Source organism: Flavobacterium sp. NPDC079362 (genome assembly GCF_050267765.1).
Classification (GTDB): Bacteria; Bacteroidota; Bacteroidia; order Flavobacteriales; family Flavobacteriaceae; genus Flavobacterium; species Flavobacterium azizsancarii.
Window position 1 is genome coordinate 22,177 of record NZ_JBNNFM010000018.1, and the last position, 20,266, is coordinate 42,442.

Annotated in this window: 14 protein-coding genes; 13 read left to right on the plus strand and 1 reads right to left on the minus strand. The window is 35.1% G+C overall.

What is annotated here, in order from left to right:
- Nucleotides 1-38 precede the first annotated feature (38 nt).
- The 8 genes from ACQKCJ_RS15440 to ACQKCJ_RS15475 all read left to right on the plus strand — a co-directional run bounded on the left by ACQKCJ_RS15440 (nt 39) and on the right by ACQKCJ_RS15475 (nt 9,801).
- Nucleotides 39-1,511, plus strand: a complete 1,473-nt coding sequence (locus tag ACQKCJ_RS15440; RefSeq protein WP_271336174.1) for an MFS transporter — start codon at nt 39-41, stop codon at nt 1,509-1,511.
- An 88-nt stretch (nt 1,512-1,599) separates the two neighbouring features.
- Entirely contained in the window at nt 1,600-2,439 is an 840-nt protein-coding gene (gene kduI, locus ACQKCJ_RS15445) for a 5-dehydro-4-deoxy-D-glucuronate isomerase (protein ID WP_427402349.1), read from the plus strand.
- Nucleotides 2,440-2,444: 5 nt separating this feature from the next.
- Nucleotides 2,445-3,236: a gluconate 5-dehydrogenase gene (locus ACQKCJ_RS15450; protein ID WP_271336176.1), complete on the plus strand. Its 792-nt coding sequence runs from the start codon at nt 2,445-2,447 to the stop codon at nt 3,234-3,236.
- Nucleotides 3,237-3,260: 24 nt separating this feature from the next.
- A complete protein-coding gene (gene uxaC, locus ACQKCJ_RS15455; RefSeq protein WP_427402350.1) occupies nt 3,261-4,667 on the plus strand; it encodes a glucuronate isomerase in 1,407 nt (468 codons plus the stop codon).
- 121 nt (nt 4,668-4,788) lie between these two features.
- On the plus strand, nt 4,789-5,811 hold the full coding sequence (locus tag ACQKCJ_RS15460) for a sugar kinase (RefSeq protein ID WP_271336178.1): 1,023 nt from the start codon (nt 4,789-4,791) through the stop codon (nt 5,809-5,811).
- A 10-nt stretch (nt 5,812-5,821) separates the two neighbouring features.
- Nucleotides 5,822-6,490 (plus strand): bifunctional 4-hydroxy-2-oxoglutarate aldolase/2-dehydro-3-deoxy-phosphogluconate aldolase, encoded by a 669-nt coding sequence (locus ACQKCJ_RS15465; RefSeq protein WP_271336179.1) that lies wholly within the window; start codon nt 5,822-5,824, stop codon nt 6,488-6,490.
- A gap of 222 nt (nt 6,491-6,712) precedes the next feature.
- Nucleotides 6,713-8,176 (plus strand): tagaturonate reductase, encoded by a 1,464-nt coding sequence (locus ACQKCJ_RS15470; protein WP_427402351.1) that lies wholly within the window; start codon nt 6,713-6,715, stop codon nt 8,174-8,176.
- A 2-nt stretch (nt 8,177-8,178) separates the two neighbouring features.
- Complete coding sequence (locus tag ACQKCJ_RS15475; protein ID WP_271336181.1) at nt 8,179-9,801, plus strand: UxaA family hydrolase; 1,623 nt, start codon at nt 8,179-8,181, stop codon at nt 9,799-9,801.
- A gap of 551 nt (nt 9,802-10,352) precedes the next feature.
- Here the strand turns inward: ACQKCJ_RS15475 and ACQKCJ_RS15480 are convergent.
- Nucleotides 10,353-11,381 carry a LacI family DNA-binding transcriptional regulator gene (locus ACQKCJ_RS15480; RefSeq protein WP_271336182.1) on the minus strand — a complete coding sequence of 343 codons (1,029 nt, stop codon included), beginning with the start codon at nt 11,379-11,381 and terminating at the stop codon, nt 10,353-10,355.
- Nucleotides 11,382-11,664: 283 nt separating this feature from the next.
- On the opposite strand from ACQKCJ_RS15480, the gene ACQKCJ_RS15485 reads away from it, so the two are divergent.
- From ACQKCJ_RS15485 to ACQKCJ_RS15505, 5 genes are all read left to right on the plus strand, one after another.
- Nucleotides 11,665-13,104, plus strand: a complete 1,440-nt coding sequence (locus tag ACQKCJ_RS15485; RefSeq protein ID WP_427402352.1) for a glycoside hydrolase family 28 protein — start codon at nt 11,665-11,667, stop codon at nt 13,102-13,104.
- Between the two features lie 34 nt (nt 13,105-13,138).
- Nucleotides 13,139-16,270, plus strand: coding sequence for a SusC/RagA family TonB-linked outer membrane protein (locus ACQKCJ_RS15490; RefSeq protein ID WP_271336184.1), 3,132 nt, complete (start codon nt 13,139-13,141; stop codon nt 16,268-16,270).
- 11 nt (nt 16,271-16,281) lie between these two features.
- Nucleotides 16,282-17,967, plus strand: coding sequence for a RagB/SusD family nutrient uptake outer membrane protein (locus ACQKCJ_RS15495; protein WP_271336185.1), 1,686 nt, complete (start codon nt 16,282-16,284; stop codon nt 17,965-17,967).
- A 100-nt stretch (nt 17,968-18,067) separates the two neighbouring features.
- Nucleotides 18,068-19,003, plus strand: coding sequence for an alpha/beta hydrolase fold domain-containing protein (locus ACQKCJ_RS15500; RefSeq protein ID WP_427402353.1), 936 nt, complete (start codon nt 18,068-18,070; stop codon nt 19,001-19,003).
- Nucleotides 19,004-19,038: 35 nt separating this feature from the next.
- Entirely contained in the window at nt 19,039-20,253 is a 1,215-nt protein-coding gene (locus tag ACQKCJ_RS15505) for a glycoside hydrolase family 88/105 protein (protein WP_427402354.1), read from the plus strand.
- Nucleotides 20,254-20,266: the final 13 nt, after the last annotated feature.

The following is a 20,266-nucleotide window of genomic DNA, read 5'->3' on the forward strand; positions in this document are numbered from 1 at the left end:
TACCAAAAAAAATATCAATTTTTTAACAAGCCTTTACTATGAATCAACCACCAGATGCAGTTATTAACAATGAAACAAAAAAAACAACAGGAAGTTATCGTTGGAGTATATGTGCCTTGCTCTTTTTTGCAACGACCATAAATTACTTAGACAGACAAGTACTTTCTTTAACATGGAGTGATTTTATTGCACCTGAATTTCATTGGACAAACAATGATTACGGAAATATTACAGCACTATTCTCTATTTTTTATGCAGTTTCATTATTATTCGCAGGAAGATTTGTCGATTGGTTAGATACTAAAAGAGGGTTTCTTTGGGCTATCGGAATATGGTCTTTAGGAGCTTGTTTGCATGCATTTTGTGGTATTGCAACAGCAGGAATTATTACAGGAAATTGGTTTGTAGGCTTTGAAGGGGCTAAAGACGCTATTAATCTTGTGCAAGATACCGGATTAGTTATTAATGTAAGTGTTACATTATTCATTTTTGCCCGCTTTGTTTTGGCGGTAGGAGAGGCAGGAAATTTTCCTGCAGCTATAAAAACTACAGCAGAATATTTTCCTAAAAAAGACAGGGCTTTTTCTACCAGTATTTTTAATGCCGGTGCAACTGTAGGAGCATTAGCCGCTCCGATATCGATTCCGTTTATCGCGAAATCTTTCGGTTGGGAAATGGCTTTTATTATTATTGGGGCACTAGGTTTTGTCTGGATGGGATTTTGGGTTTTTATGTATGATAAACCGGAAAGACATCCAAAAGTATCTGCTTCTGAATTAGAATATATCCAGCAAGATGATGTTGCAGATAGTAAATTAGTAGGTTATGTGCCTGAGACTACAACTAAAGTATCTTTTGCTGAATGCTTTAAATACAAACAAACCTGGGCTTTTGCTTTTGGTAAATTTATGACAGATGGTGTTTGGTGGTTCTTTTTGTTTTGGACACCGGCGTACTTAAGTTCTGTTTACGGAATGGATTCTACTCAGGCTGCTCTTCCGTTATTTGTTCTTTACATGATAACATTGCTTTCTATTATTGGTGGTTGGTTGCCAACTTATTTTGTAGAGAAAAAAGGAATGAATCCTTACGAGGGCAGAATGAGGGCAATGTTAATCTTTGCATTTTTTCCTTTATTAGCTCTAATTGCGCAGCCTTTAGGGTATATCAGTTACTGGATTCCCGTAATTATTATTGGTATTGCAGGTGCAGCGCATCAATCATGGTCAGCCAATATTTTTACAACCGTTGGTGATATGTTTCCTAAAAAAGCAATTGCTACCATTACAGGAATTGGCGGTTTAGCAGGAGGTGTTGGTTCTACGATAATCAACAAAGGTTCTGGATTATTATTTGATCATGCTAAAGAAACCAATATGTCTTTTATGGGCTTTCACGGTATTGAAGCCGGTTATTTCATCATTTTCTCCATCTGTGCTGTTTGTTACTTAACAGGCTGGATAGTAATGAAAGCTTTAGTTCCAAAATACAGCCCGATTACAGGAATGTAACATTTTTGGAAAATTTTATTACTTCAAAAAATGTATATTTAAAATAAAAATCTAATTTTGTGCAATCGATTACATTAAAATAAAAATTATGACAAAATATAGTTCAAGATACGCGTCAAGCCCAGAAGCTGTAAAAAAATATGATACTCAGGAATTAAGAAATGAATTCTTAATTGATGATTTAATGCAGCAGGACGAAGTTGTATTAACATATTCTCATTACGACAGATACATTGCCGGTTCTGCAGTTCCGGTAAAAGGAGATTTGAAATTGGAAAGTATCGATCCTCTTAAAGCAAGCTATTTTTTAGAAAGAAGAGAAATAGGAATTATCAATGTTGGAGGAAGCGGTTCTATTGTTGTTGAAGGAAAAGCATATGAATTGGGATTTAAAGATGCTTTGTATATCGGGAGCGGTAACAAAGAAGTAATCTTTAGAAGTAATGACAGCAAAAATCCGGCAAAATATTATATCAACTCTGCACCGGCCCATACTACTTACCCAACGGTAAAAGTAAGTTTGGCAGAAGCAAATAAATTAGAATTGGGTACGATGGAAACAGCCAATCACCGTACTGTAAACCAAATGATTATTGGCAGTGTGGTTACGACTTGCCAATTGCAAATGGGAATGACGGAATTAAGACCGGGAAGTGTTTGGAATACAATGCCGGCACACGTTCACGATCGTAGAATGGAAGTTTACTTTTATTTGGATATTCCGGAAAATCAGGCAGTTTGCCATTTTATGGGACAACCTCAGGAAACAAGACATATCTGGATGAACAATCATCAGGCAGTGATTTCTCCGCCATGGTCAATTCACTCAGGTTCAGGAACCAGTAATTATACTTTTATCTGGGGAATGGCGGGAGAAAATTTAGATTACGGAGATATGGATGTTTGTAAAATTACAGATTTAAGATAAGAATTATGACAGACTTATTTGATATAAAAGGAAAAATTGCCCTGATTACAGGAAGTACACATGGACTGGGTATGGCAATGGCAAAAGGATTAGGTCAGGCTGGAGCAACAATTGTTGTAAACGGAAACTCTTCTCAGCAAAAAATTGACGATGCTGTAGCAGCACTTCAAAGTGAAGGAATAAATGCGGTTGGTTACAAATTTAATGTAACCGATGAAAAAGAAGTGATCTCTGCAATTCAGAAAATTGAAAGTGAAGTAGGGCCAATTGCAATTTTGATTAACAATGCGGGAATCATCAAAAGAATTCCGTTAATCGAAATGGAAGTTGCCGATTTTAAAGAAGTGATTGATATCGATTTAGTTTCTCCTTTTATTGTCTCTAAGCATGTTGCAAAAGGAATGATCGAAAGAAGACAAGGAAAAATAATAAACATTTGCTCGATGATGAGCGAATTAGGCCGTAATACGGTTGGTGCTTATGCTGCTGCAAAAGGCGGTTTGAAAATGCTGACTAAAAATATGGCGACAGAATGGGCAAAATACAATGTTCAGATCAACGGAATCGGACCGGGTTATTTTGCTACGGAACAAACAAAACCTATTCGTGTTGACGGTCATCCGTTTAACGATTTTATCATCAGTCGTACTCCGGCTGCAAAATGGGGAGATCCGGGCGATTTAGCAGGAGCAGCAATATTTTTATCTTCAAAAGCAAGTGATTTTGTCAACGGTCACATTTTGTATGTAGATGGTGGAATTTTGGCTACAATTGGTAAACCATCAAACGAAGAATAATTCTCAAATTATATTTAAAAAGACATGAGCGCAAATCAAACATTCATAAACGATAACTTTTTACTTGAAAATAAATTTGCTGAAGAGTTATACCATAACTATTCAAAAAATCAACCTATAATCGATTATCACAATCATTTGAATCCTCAGTTTATTGCTGAAGATAAAATTTTTGACAATATCACACAGGTTTGGATCAACGGAGATCATTACAAATGGCGCGCAATGCGTACTTTGGGGATCAACGAGCAATTTGTAACCGGAAATGGTTCAGATAAAGATAAGTTCATCAACTGGGCAAAAACGGTTCCGTACACCATGCGTAATCCTTTGTACCACTGGACACATTTAGAATTAGCACGTTATTTTGATATCTATGATTTACTGAATGAAAAATCAGCAGAGAAAATCTATATCGAAACTACAGAGAAAATTAATTCTCAGGCATACAGCACACAAAACCTGCTTAAAAAAGTAAACGCTGAATTGGTTTGTACTACAGAAGATCCGATTGATAGTTTAGAGTTTCACCAGAAACTGGCAAAAAATCCTATCGGAACTAAAATGAGTACGGCTTTCAGACCTGATAAAGCCATCTTAATTTCTAATGATGGTTATAATGCATATCTGGACACATTAGGGGATGTGTCCGGAGTTGCAATTAATACCTACTCAGATTTATGTAGTGCATTAAAAAACAGAATTGAATTTTTTAATTCAAATGGCTGCAAACTTAGTGATCACGGTTTGGATCAGATTTATTTTGAAAATTTTACGGAGAGTGAAATAAATACAATTTTCAAAAAGAAAAGAGAAAATCAAACTATTACTCCCGAGGAAGCATTGAAATTTCAAAGTGCAGTATTGTTATTCTTGTCTGAAACGTACCATCAGTTTGGCTGGGTACAGCAGTTTCACTTAGGTGCATTGCGCAATAATAATGCTCGTATGCATAGCATTTTAGGACCTGATACAGGTTGGGATTCTATTGGAGATTATCCACAGGCCCAAAAATTATCAAGTTTTTTAAATGCATTGGACAGTAAAGATAAATTGACCAAAACGATCATTTATAATTTAAATCCGGCTGATAACGAAGTGATGGCTACCATGATTGGAAATTTCAATGACGGAAGCGTTAAAGGTAAAGTGCAGTTTGGATCTGGTTGGTGGTTTTTGGATCAAAAAGACGGAATGACCAAACAACTAAATGCCCTTTCAAACATGGGATTAATTAGTTGTTTCGTTGGGATGCTTACAGATTCAAGAAGTTTCTTGTCTTTCCCAAGACACGAATATTTCAGACGTATTTTATGTAATCTTCTTGGAGATGAAATCAAACGCGGAGAATTGCCAAACGACATGGAATGGATTGGAAAACTGGTTGCGGATATTTCATACAACAACGCAAAAGAATATTTCAAATTTTAATTGAGAATAAAGAATAAAGAATAAAGAATTTTACCATTAAGATATTAGAGCAAAGCTTAATTTTTCTTAATCTCTTAATGGTGAAAAAAAGAAAAATTTACTGGTAAAATAATAAAACAATATGAGTAAAGTAGTTGCATTCGGAGAAATTATGTTGCGTCTTTCGACAGAGAGGCATTTACGTTTTTCGCAGGCTAAAGCATTTGGCGCTTCTTATGGAGGAGGCGAATTTAATGTTTGTGTGTCTTTAGCGAATTACGGCTTAGATGCGGAATTTGTAACAAGATTACCTGAAAACGAAATTGGTGCTTCGGCATTAAAAGAAATGAGAAAAATGAACGTAGAGTCCAAAAACATAGTTTATGGAGGTGAACGTTTAGGAATTTATTTTCTTGAAACTGGTGCAGGAACACGTGGCAGTAACGTTGTTTACGATCGTGCACACAGTTCAATGGCAACTATTCAAAAAGGATCAATTGACTGGGAGAAAGTCCTGGAAGGTGCAAGTTGGTTTCACTGGAGCGGTATTACTCCGGCGATCTCACAAAGTGCTGCCGAAGCTTGTTTAGAAGCTATTCAGGCGGCTCATAAATTAGGGATTACGATTTCATGCGATTTGAATTACAGATCAAAACTATGGCAATATGGCAAAACTCCAAGTGATGTTATGCCGGAAATGTTACAGTACAGCAATGTTATTTTAGGTGATATTGATACTGCATATTTCATGTTAGGAATCCCAAAAGTAAATCCTAATTATCAGGATGAGAAATCGCTTCCGGTTTTATACACGAAGCTGTTTGATCTGATTCCGAATTTAAAAACAGTAGCAACAACATTACGTTATTCTGTAAGCGCATCACACCAACGAATTGGAGGTATTTTGTTTGACGGAAAAGCAATTTATCAGGCAGCTGTAAAAGAAGTTACGCCGGTTGTAGACAGAGTAGGCAGTGGAGATGCTTTTATGGGAGGATTAATTTACGGATTACAGCAATACCAGAATAATAACCAGAGAGCTTTAGATTTTGCAGTAGCAGCCTGTTGTTTAAAACATACTATTGCGGGAGATTATAACCTGGTTACTTTAAAAGAAGTTGAAAATATGATAGATGGTGATGGTTCAGCATTAGTATCTAGATAATTAATATAAAATGGCAAAATATTCAAGAATTGAAGTGGCTTTACAAATGAAGGAAAACGGAATGGTTCCGTTGTTTTTTCATTCAGATATCGAAATAAGCAAAAAAGTATTAAAAGCCTGTTATGATGGTGGTGCAAGGTTAATGGAGTTTACAAGCAGGGGCGATTTTGCCCATGAAGTTTTTGGGGCTTTAAACAAATATGCATTGGCTGAACTACCGGGAATGATGTTGGGTGTAGGTTCTATAACTGATGCTGCTGCAGCCTCATTGTACATGAGTTTAGGAGCTAATTTTATTGTAACTCCGGTTTTTAGAGAAGATATCGCAATTGCCTGTAACCGTCGTAAGGTATTATGGTCGCCAGGTTGCGGAACACTTACAGAAATAGCAAGAGCAGAAGAATTGGGTTGCGAAATTGTAAAACTATTCCCTGGGGATATTTACGGACCGGAATTTATAAAAGCAATAAAAGGCCCATGCCCATGGACAAGCATCATGCCTACAGGAGGTGTTTTGCCAACGGTAGAAAGTTTGACTTCATGGCTAAGTGCAGGCGCAACATGCGTAGGTATCGGATCGCAATTAATATCAAAAGACATATTAGATAATAAGGATTATGACGGTTTAAAAACCAAAGTAAGTCAGGTTCTTGAGATCATTAAAAATATTAGAAAATAAATAAGGATTAATCATGCCAATTCCTTATTTAGATTGCGTTTTTTTTAGATTTTAGAGATTGTAATTGAGCATTACACTTGAAAAATAAATCTTGTCATTCCTCACAGCAAGATTTATTTTCCTCACACAAGTGTAATGTTTCTTTTACAATGTAAAAAAAAAGCTAATAACAGAATAAGGTATTTAATGTGGTTATTTATAACGCTTTAAAGAAAATTTAAAATGAAAAAATTAAATAGAATAAATACAGGATTAGAAAAGTTATATCCAATTAAGGTAGTTCAGTTTGGAGAAGGTAACTTTTTAAGAGCTTTTGTTGATTATGCTTTTCACAGACTAAATAAAGAAGTTGATTTTAATGCCGGTATTGCGATAGTTCAACCTTTGAAAGACGGTATGGTAAACATGATTAATGATCAGGACGGTCTTTATACCTTGTTTATGAACGGAATTAAAAAAGGCGAAAAGATACAAGATATTGAGTTGATTACTAATATTGTAAAAACGATAAATCCATATACTGAGTTTGCAAATTATTTGGCTTTAGCCAAAGAAGAAGAACTTCAGTTTATTGTTTCCAATACTACTGAAGCTGGAATTGAATTCATTGAAAGTGATACTCCGGACATGCAGCCGCCAGTGTCATTTCCTGCAAAGCTGACTGTTTTATTGTATGAGAGATTTAAACATTTTAATGGAGATGCTTCTAAAGGAGTAACAATTATTCCTTGTGAATTGATTGATTATAACTCAGAGACGCTGAAAAAATATATTTTGCAATATTGCGATACATGGAAGTTAGAAGATGCATTTAAAACGTGGGTATCAGATGCTTGTACATATCACAGTACTTTGGTTGACAGAATTGTTCCCGGATATCCAAGAGCTGAAATTGAAGAATACAATAATAAAGTAGATTATCAGGATAATTTAATTGTTGCTGCTGAACCTTTTTTCCTTTGGGCTATTGAAGGCGGAGATGCTTTAAAAACAAAATTGCCTTTTCATAAAACAGATTTGAATGTAAAAATCGTTGATGATATACGTCCCTTTAAAATGATTAAAGTTCGTATTTTAAACGGTTCGCACACAGCAATGGTTCCTTTTTCACTTTTGTACGGAAACAAATTAGTAATGGAAACTGTTGACGGAGATTTTACCGGAAAATTTGTCAATAGCGTTATTAGCGAAATTAGTGAAACTCTTGATATGGACAAAAATGAAATTACGGCCTATTGTGAGGAAGTAATGGACCGATTTAAAAATCCGTTTATCAAACATGCACTTGCAGATATTGCATTAAATTCTGTCTCGAAATTCAAAGTAAGGGTTTTGCCTAGTTTATTAGGATATTATAATGCGAACAAAAAATTACCTGTTAATTTGACTTTTTCATTAGCGAGTTTAATTCGTTTCTACAAAGGAACATGGAACGGTCAAAGTTTACCGGTTAAAGACAGCGAAGATATTGTGTCTTTCTTTAATGGACTTTGGAAATCTGATGATTATGAGAAAATAGCAAGACTTACTTTGCAGAATAAAAGTTTCTGGGATGAAGATTTAACTCTTGTACCAGGTTTAACAAAAGCAATTACAATAGCATTAGAAGAAATTGATGCAAACGGAATAGAAAATGGGTTCGCCAATTTTCAAAAACAATTAAATACAACAACTCAGAAAGTTTAGTTATGGCAACGCAAAAAAAATTAATAAAAGTTCATCCTACTGATAATGTAGCAGTAGCTTTGGTGAATCTTTCAGCAGGTGAAGTGATTAACTTTGAAGGTGAAGATATCACTGTTGAGGCTGATGTAAAAATGAAACATAAAATCGCAATGGTTCCTTTTAATGTAGGAGACAGGATTATTATGTACGGTGTTTTGGTAGGGAAAGCAAGTGCGAGAATCGAAAAAGGAGGATTGCTTTCTACACTAAACGTAAAACATGAAAGCGATAAAGTAACCGGTAAAACGGAAACAATTGGCTGGACTGCTCCAAATATTGATAAATGGAAAGACAGAACATGGCAAGGTTATCACAGGGAAGACGGACAGGTTGGAACTGAGAATGTTTGGTTGTTTTTTCCTTTAGTATTCTGTGAAAACAGAAATATCGAGATATTAAAAGATATCTTCGAAAAAGAATTGATGAAGCCAAAGGAAAACGATTATCAATTATTGCTTCGTTCTTTGGTAAAAACTGAAACTGGCGGTGCAGGAAATGAGGCGGCTTCAAACGATGCAAACTTGTTCAATAATATCGAAGTAAAGTTTATCACGCACCAAGGTGGTTGTGGAGGTATTCGTCAGGATTCTCACAGTCTGGCTAAGTTATTGGCAGGTTATGTAAACAATCCAAACGTGGCAGGAGCAACTGTATTGAGTTTAGGATGTCAGAACTTACAGATTCAGATCTTTAAAGACGCAATGGATGCGATCAATCCAAACAGTAACAAGCCTGTTTTGATTTACGATCAGCAACAAATAGGAACTATCGAAGCAATGCTTAGCAGTGTTGTAAAAGATACGTTTGAAGCGATTAAAAAAGCAAATGAAATAAAAAGAGAACCAGCTCCGTTATCGAAACTAAGAATTGGTTTAGAGTGTGGTGGATCTGACGGATTCTCAGGAATTTCGGCTAATCCAACATTGGGAGTGTTATCAGATCATTTAGTTGCTTTAGGAGGAACTACAATTCTTTCTGAGTTTCCTGAACTATGTGGAGTAGAGCAGGAATTAGTAAACCGTTGTGTAGATGATAAAGATGGAAAACGTTTCTTAGACTTAATGCAATGGTACGAAAAAACAGTTGTAGATGCAGGTTCAGGATTTGACATGAATCCATCTCCGGGTAACATCAAGGACGGTTTGATTACAGATGCAATGAAATCTGCTGGTGCTGCTAAAAAAGGAGGGACTTCACCAATTACAGGTGTTTTCGACTATGGAGAATATATTAATGAACCAGGCTTTACATTGTTATGTACTCCTGGAAACGATGTTGAATGTACAACTGCAATGGTAGGTTCAGGAGCGAATATGGTCTTGTTTACAACAGGTTTAGGGACGCCAACAGGAAACCCGATCGCACCGGTTGTAAAAATCTCGTCAAACACACAATTAGCGAATAAAATGTCTGATATTATTGATATCGATACTGGTGGAATCATCACTGGAGAAAAATCAATTGACGAAATGGCTGACGAAATGTTAGAATTTATAATAAATGTCGCTAGCGGTACAATCAAAACCAAAGCAGCAATCTTAAACCAAAACGATTTTATTCCTTGGAAAAGAGGCGTTTCTTTGTAAGGTTATGTCGTAATATACATGTAGAGACGCACAGCAGTGCGTCTTAAGAAAATATAAGTTGTATTATAAAAAGATACAAAATGAGAAAGCATCATATAAGTTTTATATGGTGCTTTTTTTTGCAACAGATTAAAAATATTAGAAGTTTTTTTGCCACAAGTTATCACAAATTAATTGTCTTAAACTAATCTTGCAAAGATTAGTTTAAATAATCAGAGAATAAAAAATTCGTGATAATTCGTGTAATTCGTTGCAAACTTTTTTAAATCATTATATCAGGATAGTTATCGGAAATCACTAATATGAGCTTGTCGCTACAATGCAGTTTTTATTATATTTTATAACTTACATGGTGGATAATTAGCATTTTAAAATTAGTCATAATTAATGTAATTCGTGGCTAACTTTTTTTAAACCATTATATCCGGATAGTTATCGGAAATTACTAATATGAGCTAATTTATACAGGCCAGTTTGTATTTTATTATGTCATTATATGGTAAAAAAAAGACGCACAGCTGTGCGTCTCTACATGTATATGGTGTAAAGCGTTAAGTGTTACTTCTCGACGATGATTTACGAATATGTAATTCCGGTGCCAGAACCACCTTTTTTTCAATTTTAATAGTGTCCGTTTTGTCAACCTGTTCAAGGAAAACACGTGCAGACATTTTTCCCATTTCAAGAGGAGACTGATCAACAGAAGTAATCGATAATTCCATGAATTTTGTAAAAGGCTCATTACTAAAACCCGCCACGCAAAAATCTTTAGGAATACTAATATTTCGCGCTCTTAGTTCTTGAATTGCGCCTAGGGCAGCAAAGTCACTAGATGAGAATATGGCATCTGGCGGAGTTTCTAATTGTAGCAAAATGTCAACAGCCTCTTTTCCGGCATCAACAAAACTTTTTACAGGAAGAACATATTCTTCTTTAAAAGTCAATCCGTTATCAAGCAAAGCTTGTTTGTATCCTAAAAACCTGTTTTTGAAAATTTCAAGAGATTGATCCCCTGATAAGTGAGCAATAGATTTACATCCTTCGTTTATTAAATGTTGCGTTGTAAGATATCCGCCTTTAAAATCATTGATAGTTACTGAGCTAACACCATCAATATGTTTACTTCTGTCAAAAAATATAAGAGGGACATTTTTTTCTAATACGTTGCGAAAAGCACCATCATTTTCAGTAGTAACATCCGTAACAGACATTATAATACCATCGACTTGCGCATCTATTAGTGTATATAAATTTTCGTTTTCTCTTTTGGGGCTTTCATGTGTCTGACAAATAATTACCTGATAACCATGAGGATGTAACTCTTCTTCGATTCCCCTGATAACAGATGCAAAAAAGTTACTGTCGATACGAGGGACAATTACTCCTATATTATTACTTCTTCCGCTTTTTAATGCCAAAGCGAGCTTGTTTTGCTTGTAGTTCATCGAAGCAGCCGTTTTGATAACCAACTCACGCGTACTCTCTTTAATCTTGGGGTTATTGTTTAAAGCCCTTGAAACAGTAGCGGCAGTGATATTTAATTTCTCAGCAATATCGTAAATGGTTATTTTTTCGCTCATTAAAAAAGGTTTTTCAGATTAATCTTAGACAAAAATACATTTTTTTTTATAATGTTAAACAAATTGTTATCGATTACCATAATTTATAATTAAAACGTTTTCGATTCTACAATGATAATAAATTATATGTTTTTTTACATTAAATGTAAATATAATTCCTAATAAAAATTAAATATATAATTTATTTCTAAATAAATTTGGTGCACTCGAAGTTATTTTCTATTTTCGTGTAATCGATTACATACATGTATTGATTTGACTTCCAAATAACAAATACTACAAGATGATTGCAAACAGGATTATAGCATTGAAGAGAGTTTTAATGGTTAGTACGTTTACTGCATTGGTTTTTTCATGTGCAAAGCAAACTACAAATGTTTCTGATTCTGATCCGTGGAGAAGAATGGAACTGATTATAAAAAGCATTCCTCAAACACAATTTCCTGATAAAACTTTTAATATTAAGGATTACGGTGCTGTAGCTGACGCAAAAACTTCCAATACTGCAGCTTTTGAAAAAGCAATAAAAGCATGTACAGAAAATGGCGGAGGAAGAGTTTTGGTTCCTGACGGTAAATATCTTACCGGCGCAATACATCTTGAAAGTAATGTGAATTTACATTTAGAGGATGATGCTGAGATACTTTTTAGTTTAAATCCAAAAGATTATCCAATCGTTCATACCTCATGGGAAGGAACAGAACTAATGAATTATTCTCCTCTTATTTATGCTAAAAATAAAACCAATGTTGCCATAACCGGAAAAGGAACTCTTAATGGACAGGCGAACAGCACAAATTGGTGGATTTGGTCCGGAGGTAAAGATTACGGTTGGAAAAAAGGAATCCCATCGCAGAATGATCCTCAAAACAGAGAAGTTTTAGTTGATATGGCGGAAAGAGGTGTTCCGGTTGCTGAAAGAATTTTTGGAGAAGGACGTTATTTGCGCCCCAATTTTATAGAGTTTTTCCAGTGCAATACCGTTTTGGTAAAAGATGTAAAAGTAATCAACTCTCCGTTTTGGATCCTGCACCCTATAAAAACCAATAACATAATTATCGACGGTGTTACAGTAAACAGCCACGGACCTAACAATGATGGTTGTGATCCTGAATATTCGCAAAATGTACTCATTAAAAACTGCACATTTAATACTGGTGACGATTGTATTGCTATAAAAGCGGGTCGTGATGCAGATGGCAGAAGAGTCGCACTGCCAAGTAAAAACATTATTGTCCAGAATTGTAAAATGGTTGATGGTCATGGCGGAGTGGTTATTGGGAGTGAAATATCTGCAGGCGTAAATAACGTTTTTGTAGAGAATTGTATCATGGACAGTCCCAATCTTGATCGTGCGATACGTATTAAAACAAATTCTAAAAGAGGAGGAGTGATTGAAAATGTCTTCGTTCGAAATCTTGAAGTAGGCACAGTAAAAGAATGTGTTTTAAAACTGAACATGTTTTATAACGTCTACGGATCGCAAACAGGAAATTTTATTCCCACAATCAGAAATATCAGCCTTGAAAATATCAATGTAAAAAATGGAGGAAAATACAGTGTCTGGGCAGAAGGATACAAAGAGTCTCCGGTAGAGAATATAACTCTTAAAAACGTAGTGATTCATAAAGTAGATTCCATCTATTTATTGAAAAATGTCAAGAATATAAACTTTATTAATACTTATATCAATGAAAAAAAAGTAGCACAAATTAAAAATTAAAAACTATCAATTAACCAAACTATTTAACCAAACTATGAACTTAAAACGATTAACAAAGAAAAAAACAAAATACAATCTTGTATTTTTATTTTTCCTGAATTTCCTGTTGAGCACAACAATTTATGCGCAATCAACAGTAGTAGAAGGAAAAATTACAGACGCGTCGGGATTATCGCTTCCAGGTGTAAATGTCCAGGAAAAAGGAACTAAAAATGGTACCTCTACAGACTTTGAGGGAAGTTTTAAAATTAATGTAACCAATAATAAAGCAGTATTAATTTTTAGTTATTTAGGATTTCAGACACAAGAAGTTAGTGTCGCAGGAAAATCAAGATTAAATGTGAGCCTTTCAGAGCAATCCAACTCACTTAATGAAGTTGTGGTCGTAGGATACGGATCTGTAAAGAAAACAGATCTTACAGGATCAGTAAGTACTATTAGTGCGGCGACAATTACAGAAAGAAATACGACAAGTGCATTAGAAGCAATTCAGGGAAGCACACCGGGAGTTCAGATTTCATCCAGTTCAGGACGTGTGGGAGATGGATTTAAGGTAGTAATTAGAGGTAATAACTCCTTATTGGCAGATTCGAACAATCCAAATGTATTAGGATCAACACCTTTGTATGTAGTTGATGGTGTGCCAATGGACGGAATTGACTTTTTGAATCCACAGGATATTGCCAGAATGGATGTACTGAAAGACGCATCTTCGGCTGCAATTTACGGTTCAAGAGGATCCAATGGGGTTATCATTGTGACTACTAAAAGCGGAATAAATGCTAAACCAGGTATCAATGTAACTTTTGACTCTTCTTATGGTACTAAAACTGCTGCAAGATTACCGGAAATGATGTCGGGCTCAGAATGGTGGAAATTTCACCAGGTGGCTTATATGAGCGCAACACCACAAACACAAACACCAGCCCAGTTAGCAACATTGGCAGGAAATCAAAGTCCTCTGTTGGTATCAAGAGCCAATAGCGGTTATAATTTTGACTGGTACGATGCAGTTCTTAAACCGGGAATGACCCAAAACAATTATTTGAATATTTCAGGGCGTTCAGAATCCGGATTGAGTTATAACATGGGATTCGGTATTCAGAGCGACGAAGGATTAGTTGATAATGACGGTACTGATAAATACTCGTTCAAATTAGGTTTAAACCATAAGATAAACGACAAATTTTCTACAGGAGCAAATGTTACAATAGCACATGTTGATACACAATTTGGTAGTGATTTAGCCATGCAGGATGCATTTAGATTAAGTCCGCTTATGTCGCCTTGGTCAGTAGATGCCAGCGGAAAAGAGAATGTAGGTTCTTTGTTTTTCTTACCGGGTAAATTAACCTACCCTGACGGATCATGGGCAATTAATAAAACCAGTGCTGTAAACCCGTTAATGGAGATTGCCAATTCATCTCAGCTTGAAAAAACCTGGCAGACCGTTGGAAATGCATATATGCAATACCAGCCATTAAAATGGTTAACGTTCAAAACGACATTTTCTGCAGGAGTTCAAAATACAACTACAAGTACAGCTTATACAGCACAGACTAATGCAGGGGTAACATTAAACGGAAAAAATTCAGCATCAATTAAAACCTATAATAATTTTAATTATACATGGGATAATCAGATTGATTTGAAACACACTTTTAATGATGTTCACGATTTTAGCTTATTATTATTGCAGAGTTCTTATTCTAATACAGATGAAAACTCTTATATGTATTCTAATAACCAACCTTTTGATGTAGGATCAAATAATATGGGTTCAGGAGTTCAGACCAGTTATAATATAACTTCAGGATATGCAAAAAATACCTTAAGTTCTTATGCCGTTCGTTTGAACTATACTTTTAGAGACAAATATTTATTAACAGCTTCTAACAGATGGGATGGTTCATCAGTTTTATCAGCAGATAATAAGTGGCAAAGTTTTCCATCTGTAGCCTTAGGATGGAAAATTAGTAAAGAATCATTTTTATCAAGTAGCGCCGTAATTTCTGATTTGAAATTGAGAGCGAGTTTAGGATATACAGGAAATGATAATGTTGCCCCTTATACATCACAAGCTTTATTAAATCAGCAAACTTTTTATGCTAACGGAGCAAATGTAGTATCAGGATGGCAGTCTGAAAATCTTGCCAATCAAAATTTAACATGGGAAAAAACCAGAGAGATCAATTTAGGTATTGATTTTGGATTCTTAAAAAACAGAATTACAGGTAGTGTTGATGTTTACGACAGATTATCAGACGATTTGATTTACAAACAACAATTGCCACTGGAAACAGGATGGAAAAACACTTTCTCGAATGTGGGTTCTGTAAGCAATAAAGGGATCGAGGTTTTATTAACTACAAAAAATATAAAATCTAAAAATGTAAACTGGGAAACGACTTTTACCTTTACTAAAAACGTAAACAAGTTAGAGTCTATCTACAATCAGGACAAAGTAAGTGATATTGGAAACAAACTGATTTTAGGTTCAGAAATAAATCCAAATTACAACTACGTATATGATGGTGTTTGGCAGGAAAGCGAAGCAGCTCAGGCAGCAGCTTTTGGTATGGCACCGGGACAAGCGAGACCCAAAGATCTAAACGGAGACGGTAAATTTAATGCTGATGACAGACAAGTTATCGGTAACGCAAATCCGCAGTGGCAAGGAAGTTTTTATTCTAAATTAACAGTAGGTCAATTTGATTTTAACTTCTCTGTAATCACAAGCCAGGGTCAAACAGTATTGAGTACTTTTCATCAAAATTTTGCTGACGTAAGTGACAGAGGCCGTCAAAAAATTAAAATGGATTATTTTATTCCAACAAACGCAACAGGTATTGAAGCGAATGCAAACAATACAAATCCACGACCAGGACCCGTTGCAACTGGTGCAGGTGCTTATTGGACTTCTTTATTTGGTTACTATAGAGATGCATCTTATGTTAAAATTAAAAATATCTCTCTAGGATATACTTTTAATTCTGAATTACTAAAAAGATTAAAAATGAGTAATTTAAGAATTTATGTAAATGTTTTAGACCCATTTGTATTTACAAATTTTGACGGATATGATCCGGAATGGGCAGGTTCTAATTTTGGTATCAACCGACCTGCATCTGTTACTACACAATTGGGTTTAAGTGTTAAATTTTAATAAGATATAAAATGAAAAAAATAATATTAGTTTTAGGAATAATCGTTACTGCTTTCAGTTCATGTAGTGACTACATCGAAGAAGAAAGTCTTTCGAATGTACCTGCCGACGAAACATATAAAACAGCATCAGGATTTCAGTTATTAGTAAATTCAGACTATGCGAGACTAAAAGGAATTTATGGAGGAAATCCATGGTTGTTTGAATCCGGTACAGATATGTATGCTGAGGGAAGAACTCCGGAACCAGCCGGTATCAGTCAATATACATTATTGATTCCGTCTGCGGCAAACGTCGATGATTTGTATACGTCATGTTACCAACAGATTCAGTCTGTAAACAAAACAGTCTACTATTCGACAATAACAGAGCAAACAGCAAGTTTAAACTCTCTTGTTGGTGAGGCACGATTTTTAAGAGCCAATGCTTATTTTTTATTGGTTCAGACTTATGGTGGAGTTCCAATTGTTCTGGATAACATTACTTCTGCGGTTTTATCTTTCAAAAGAAATACAGCCCAAGAAGTGTACACACAAATTATCGCAGATCTGGATGCTTCTTTAGCTGCTGTAGGAACCGGTGCATATGCTGCAACAGGAAAAGTAAATAAAAGAGCTGTAAACGATTTATTGGCAAAAGTATATCTAACAAGAGGATACGAAACTTTTGGTACTCCTGCAGATTTTACAAAAGCAGCGGCTTATGCTGATGCTGCAATCGCGGGTCAGGCACTAAATATTCCTTTTAATCAATTATTCGTGACTACTGCAACAAGCGATAATGATTTGAATGCAGAGACAATATTCTCAGTGCAGTATGATAAAAATTCTACAAGTACAGATCCTACAAAATTAGGAAACAATCAGTTTTACTATTTCAGTTCGTACTTAGGAGGTGCAGAAACAGGAGCGCCGTTAAGAAGCTACAATTTATGCCCAACAACTTATGCATTAGGTTTATACGAAAAAGGAGATAAAAGATGGGACGCTACCTTTATGACAGAAATTCTGGAAGAAACAGTAACTGTTGACGGTAAAGCGAAGACAAATCTATATTTTCCTTATTACAGACCTGCAAATGCGAGTGCAGTAAAAGTAAGACACTTTTATGAGCCAAAATGGTTTACTGCTGCAGATAAAGCAGCCTGGATGACAGCAAATGCAGCAAGAAGAGCGACAACTTTTGTATACCATCCGTGGGGAGAATATGGAGCTGATCATACCCTGATTGACAATCGTGATTGTTATACTATCCCGGTTAAGAAATTTGATGATGCAAATCCAACAACACCTTCAAGTACAGGTCCTGTAAGTACAAGAGATATTATTGTATCAAGATTGGGAGAAACCTATTTAATTGCGGCAGAAGCTTATTTTAAAGCTGGAAACCCTACAACTGGTTTAGATCGTTTAAACGAAGTGAGAAGAAGAGCAGGTGTAGCAAATGCAACTATAGGACAGTTTAATATCGATTATATCTTAGATGAAAGAGGTAGAGAACTGGTAGGAGAATACAAACGTTGGTTCGATCTAAAACGTACCGGTACATTAGTAGACAGAGCTTCGGCTTATAATTATAAAATTAAGGCAGCCAATTTTGTTGGAGTAGATGGTAAACTTAAAATTTTAAGACCAATTCCACAAACAGCGCTTGATTTAAATCAAAACAAGGATTTTCCTCAGAATCCTGGTTATTAGTAATTTTTTAAAATTTTTGAGGTTTAGTTTTTTTGAAGAAGTTAAAAAGGAGTTCGGTCATATCGGACTCCTTTCTTAACGAAATACCAGTGCACCGGAAATGAAAAGATTATTAATTGTTTTATTGCTTTTTTCTAAGGGTATTATAGCGCAAAGTCACTATAGTACAGATACATCGTACACCGTAAAGAGTACCTATGCAAAACTAATTAAGAAATATCCTTTTATAAAAATTGCTGAAGGTAATAAAGCAATAAATGATACTCAGATTAAGAATATAGTTTACTATCAGGACAAAAACAGAGCATTACATTTAGATGCTTTTTTTAATAAAAATAAAAAAAGAAATCCGGGCGTGATCCTGATTCATGGCGGCGGATGGAGATCAGGAAATAAAGATCAAATGCAGGTTTTGGCACAAGAAATAACATCAAAAGGTTATTCTTGTTTTGCAATAGAATACAGATTATCACTTGAGGCAAAATATCCACAAGGGATTTATGATGTAAAAAATGCGATTAAATTTATAAAAGATAATGCGAAAAAATTCAATGTAGATCCAAACAAAATTGCAGTTCTGGGATGCTCTTCGGGAGGTCAGATGGCAGCTTTGATTGGTACAACAAATGAAGATTTAGCTTTTGAAGATCTACAACACAAAAGTAAATCTTCTTCGAAAGTTCAGGCAATTATCGATGTAGATGGAATTCTCGCTTTTAAACATCCCGAATCTGAAGAAGGCCAAATGGCAGCTTTTTGGCTCAGCGGAACCTACGACGAAAATCCGGAAAACTGGAAACAGGCATCGGCATTAAATCATGCTAATAAAAATACACCGCCAACACTGTTTATCAACAGCAGTTTTGATCGGTTTCATGCCGGAAGAGACGATATGATTGCAGTTTTAAATCAGAACAAGATTTATAATGAAGTAAAAACAATTCAGAATTCGCCTCATTCTTTTTGGTTTTTTAAACCCTGGCTAGATGAAACGGTGGTTTATACCACACAATTTTTAGACAGAGTATTTGAATAATTTAGAATAAAAAAACAGTATTAAAATATAATTTTATGTTTAAATCGACTTTTATAAAAATCAATTTTACCCAAAGTATCATGGTTCTGCTATTGATTTTTAGTAGTAAGATAATGGCTCAGACGAATCAAAATGCTGTTCTTGCTGATAATCTAAAATGGTCAGAAAGAACAGCACTTACCATTTTAAGCAAGTACCCAAAAGCGTACCGGATTGACGGAACAGAAAAGCCAAAATGGGATTATAAAATGGGTTTGGTTTTGTCAGCTTTTGAAAAATTATACCAGAAAACAAATGATAAAAAGTATTTTGATTATATCAAAGAATATGCTGATGAATTGATAGATTCAAATGGAAATATCATCAAATACGATATAAAAGAATACAATATCGATTGTGCAAATCCGGGTAAATTACTTTTTAATCTATATGATAAAACAAAGGATGAGCGCTATCTTAAAGTTATTAAACAATTAAGAGCCCAACTCCAGACTCAGCCCAGAACCACAAGCGGAGGATTCTGGCACAAACAAATTTATCCCAACCAAATGTGGATTGATGGTTTGTATATGGCTGAACCATTCTACACGCAATATACCGTGAAGTTCGAAAATGGTAAAGCTTTAGATGATATTGCCAAACAATTTGAGCTGGTTCAAAATCATCTTGCAGATAAAAAAACAGGATTGGTTTTTCAGGCCTGGGATGAAAGCAAAGAAATTGCATGGGCAAATCCTGAAACGGGAACTTCTCCCACAATTTGGGGACGCGGCATTGGCTGGTACATGATGGCGTTGGTAGAAACATTAGATTATTATCCAAAGACACATCCAAAATATAAAGTGCTGAGAGGATATCTGAATCAAATTGCAAAAAGTGCAGATCAGCACAAAAGTACTTCTGGATTATGGTATCAGGTGGCTGACAAACCGGATTTGAAAGATAATTATCTTGAATCTTCCTCTTCGGCAATGATTATCTATGCGTTGGCAAAAGGAGCAGATAAAGGTTATTTAGCTTCAAACTATAAAAATGTGGCTCAAAAATCATTTGATGCCTACCTTAAAGAATTTGTCAAAAAAGATGATAAAGGACAAGTAATGATTTCAAATGTATCATCGAATGTTGGTTTAGGAGGAAAACCATTTCGTGACGGTACAAATGATTATTATATAAAAAGTAAAGCAAAAGACAGTAGTTCACCGGCTCTGGCAGCATTTATGTTAAGCGCAATCGAATTGAATAAATAATTAAGGATTCAGG

What these genes read in the sequence shown, in the direction of transcription:
- ACQKCJ_RS15440 (WP_271336174.1), top strand. Translation starts at nt 39, where the DNA reads ATGAATCAACCACCAGATGCAGTTATTAACAATGAAACAAAAAAAACA.
- kduI (WP_427402349.1), top strand. Translation starts at nt 1,600, where the DNA reads ATGACAAAATATAGTTCAAGATACGCGTCAAGCCCAGAAGCTGTAAAA.
- ACQKCJ_RS15450 (WP_271336176.1), top strand. Translation starts at nt 2,445, where the DNA reads ATGACAGACTTATTTGATATAAAAGGAAAAATTGCCCTGATTACAGGA.
- uxaC (WP_427402350.1), top strand. Translation starts at nt 3,261, where the DNA reads ATGAGCGCAAATCAAACATTCATAAACGATAACTTTTTACTTGAAAAT.
- ACQKCJ_RS15460 (WP_271336178.1), top strand. Translation starts at nt 4,789, where the DNA reads ATGAGTAAAGTAGTTGCATTCGGAGAAATTATGTTGCGTCTTTCGACA.
- ACQKCJ_RS15465 (WP_271336179.1), top strand. Translation starts at nt 5,822, where the DNA reads ATGGCAAAATATTCAAGAATTGAAGTGGCTTTACAAATGAAGGAAAAC.
- ACQKCJ_RS15470 (WP_427402351.1), top strand. Translation starts at nt 6,713, where the DNA reads ATGAAAAAATTAAATAGAATAAATACAGGATTAGAAAAGTTATATCCA.
- ACQKCJ_RS15475 (WP_271336181.1), top strand. Translation starts at nt 8,179, where the DNA reads ATGGCAACGCAAAAAAAATTAATAAAAGTTCATCCTACTGATAATGTA.
- ACQKCJ_RS15480 (WP_271336182.1), bottom strand. Translation starts at nt 11,381, where the DNA reads ATGAGCGAAAAAATAACCATTTACGATATTGCTGAGAAATTAAATATC.
- ACQKCJ_RS15485 (WP_427402352.1), top strand. Translation starts at nt 11,665, where the DNA reads ATGATTGCAAACAGGATTATAGCATTGAAGAGAGTTTTAATGGTTAGT.
- ACQKCJ_RS15490 (WP_271336184.1), top strand. Translation starts at nt 13,139, where the DNA reads ATGAACTTAAAACGATTAACAAAGAAAAAAACAAAATACAATCTTGTA.
- ACQKCJ_RS15495 (WP_271336185.1), top strand. Translation starts at nt 16,282, where the DNA reads ATGAAAAAAATAATATTAGTTTTAGGAATAATCGTTACTGCTTTCAGT.
- ACQKCJ_RS15500 (WP_427402353.1), top strand. Translation starts at nt 18,068, where the DNA reads ATGAAAAGATTATTAATTGTTTTATTGCTTTTTTCTAAGGGTATTATA.
- ACQKCJ_RS15505 (WP_427402354.1), top strand. Translation starts at nt 19,039, where the DNA reads ATGTTTAAATCGACTTTTATAAAAATCAATTTTACCCAAAGTATCATG.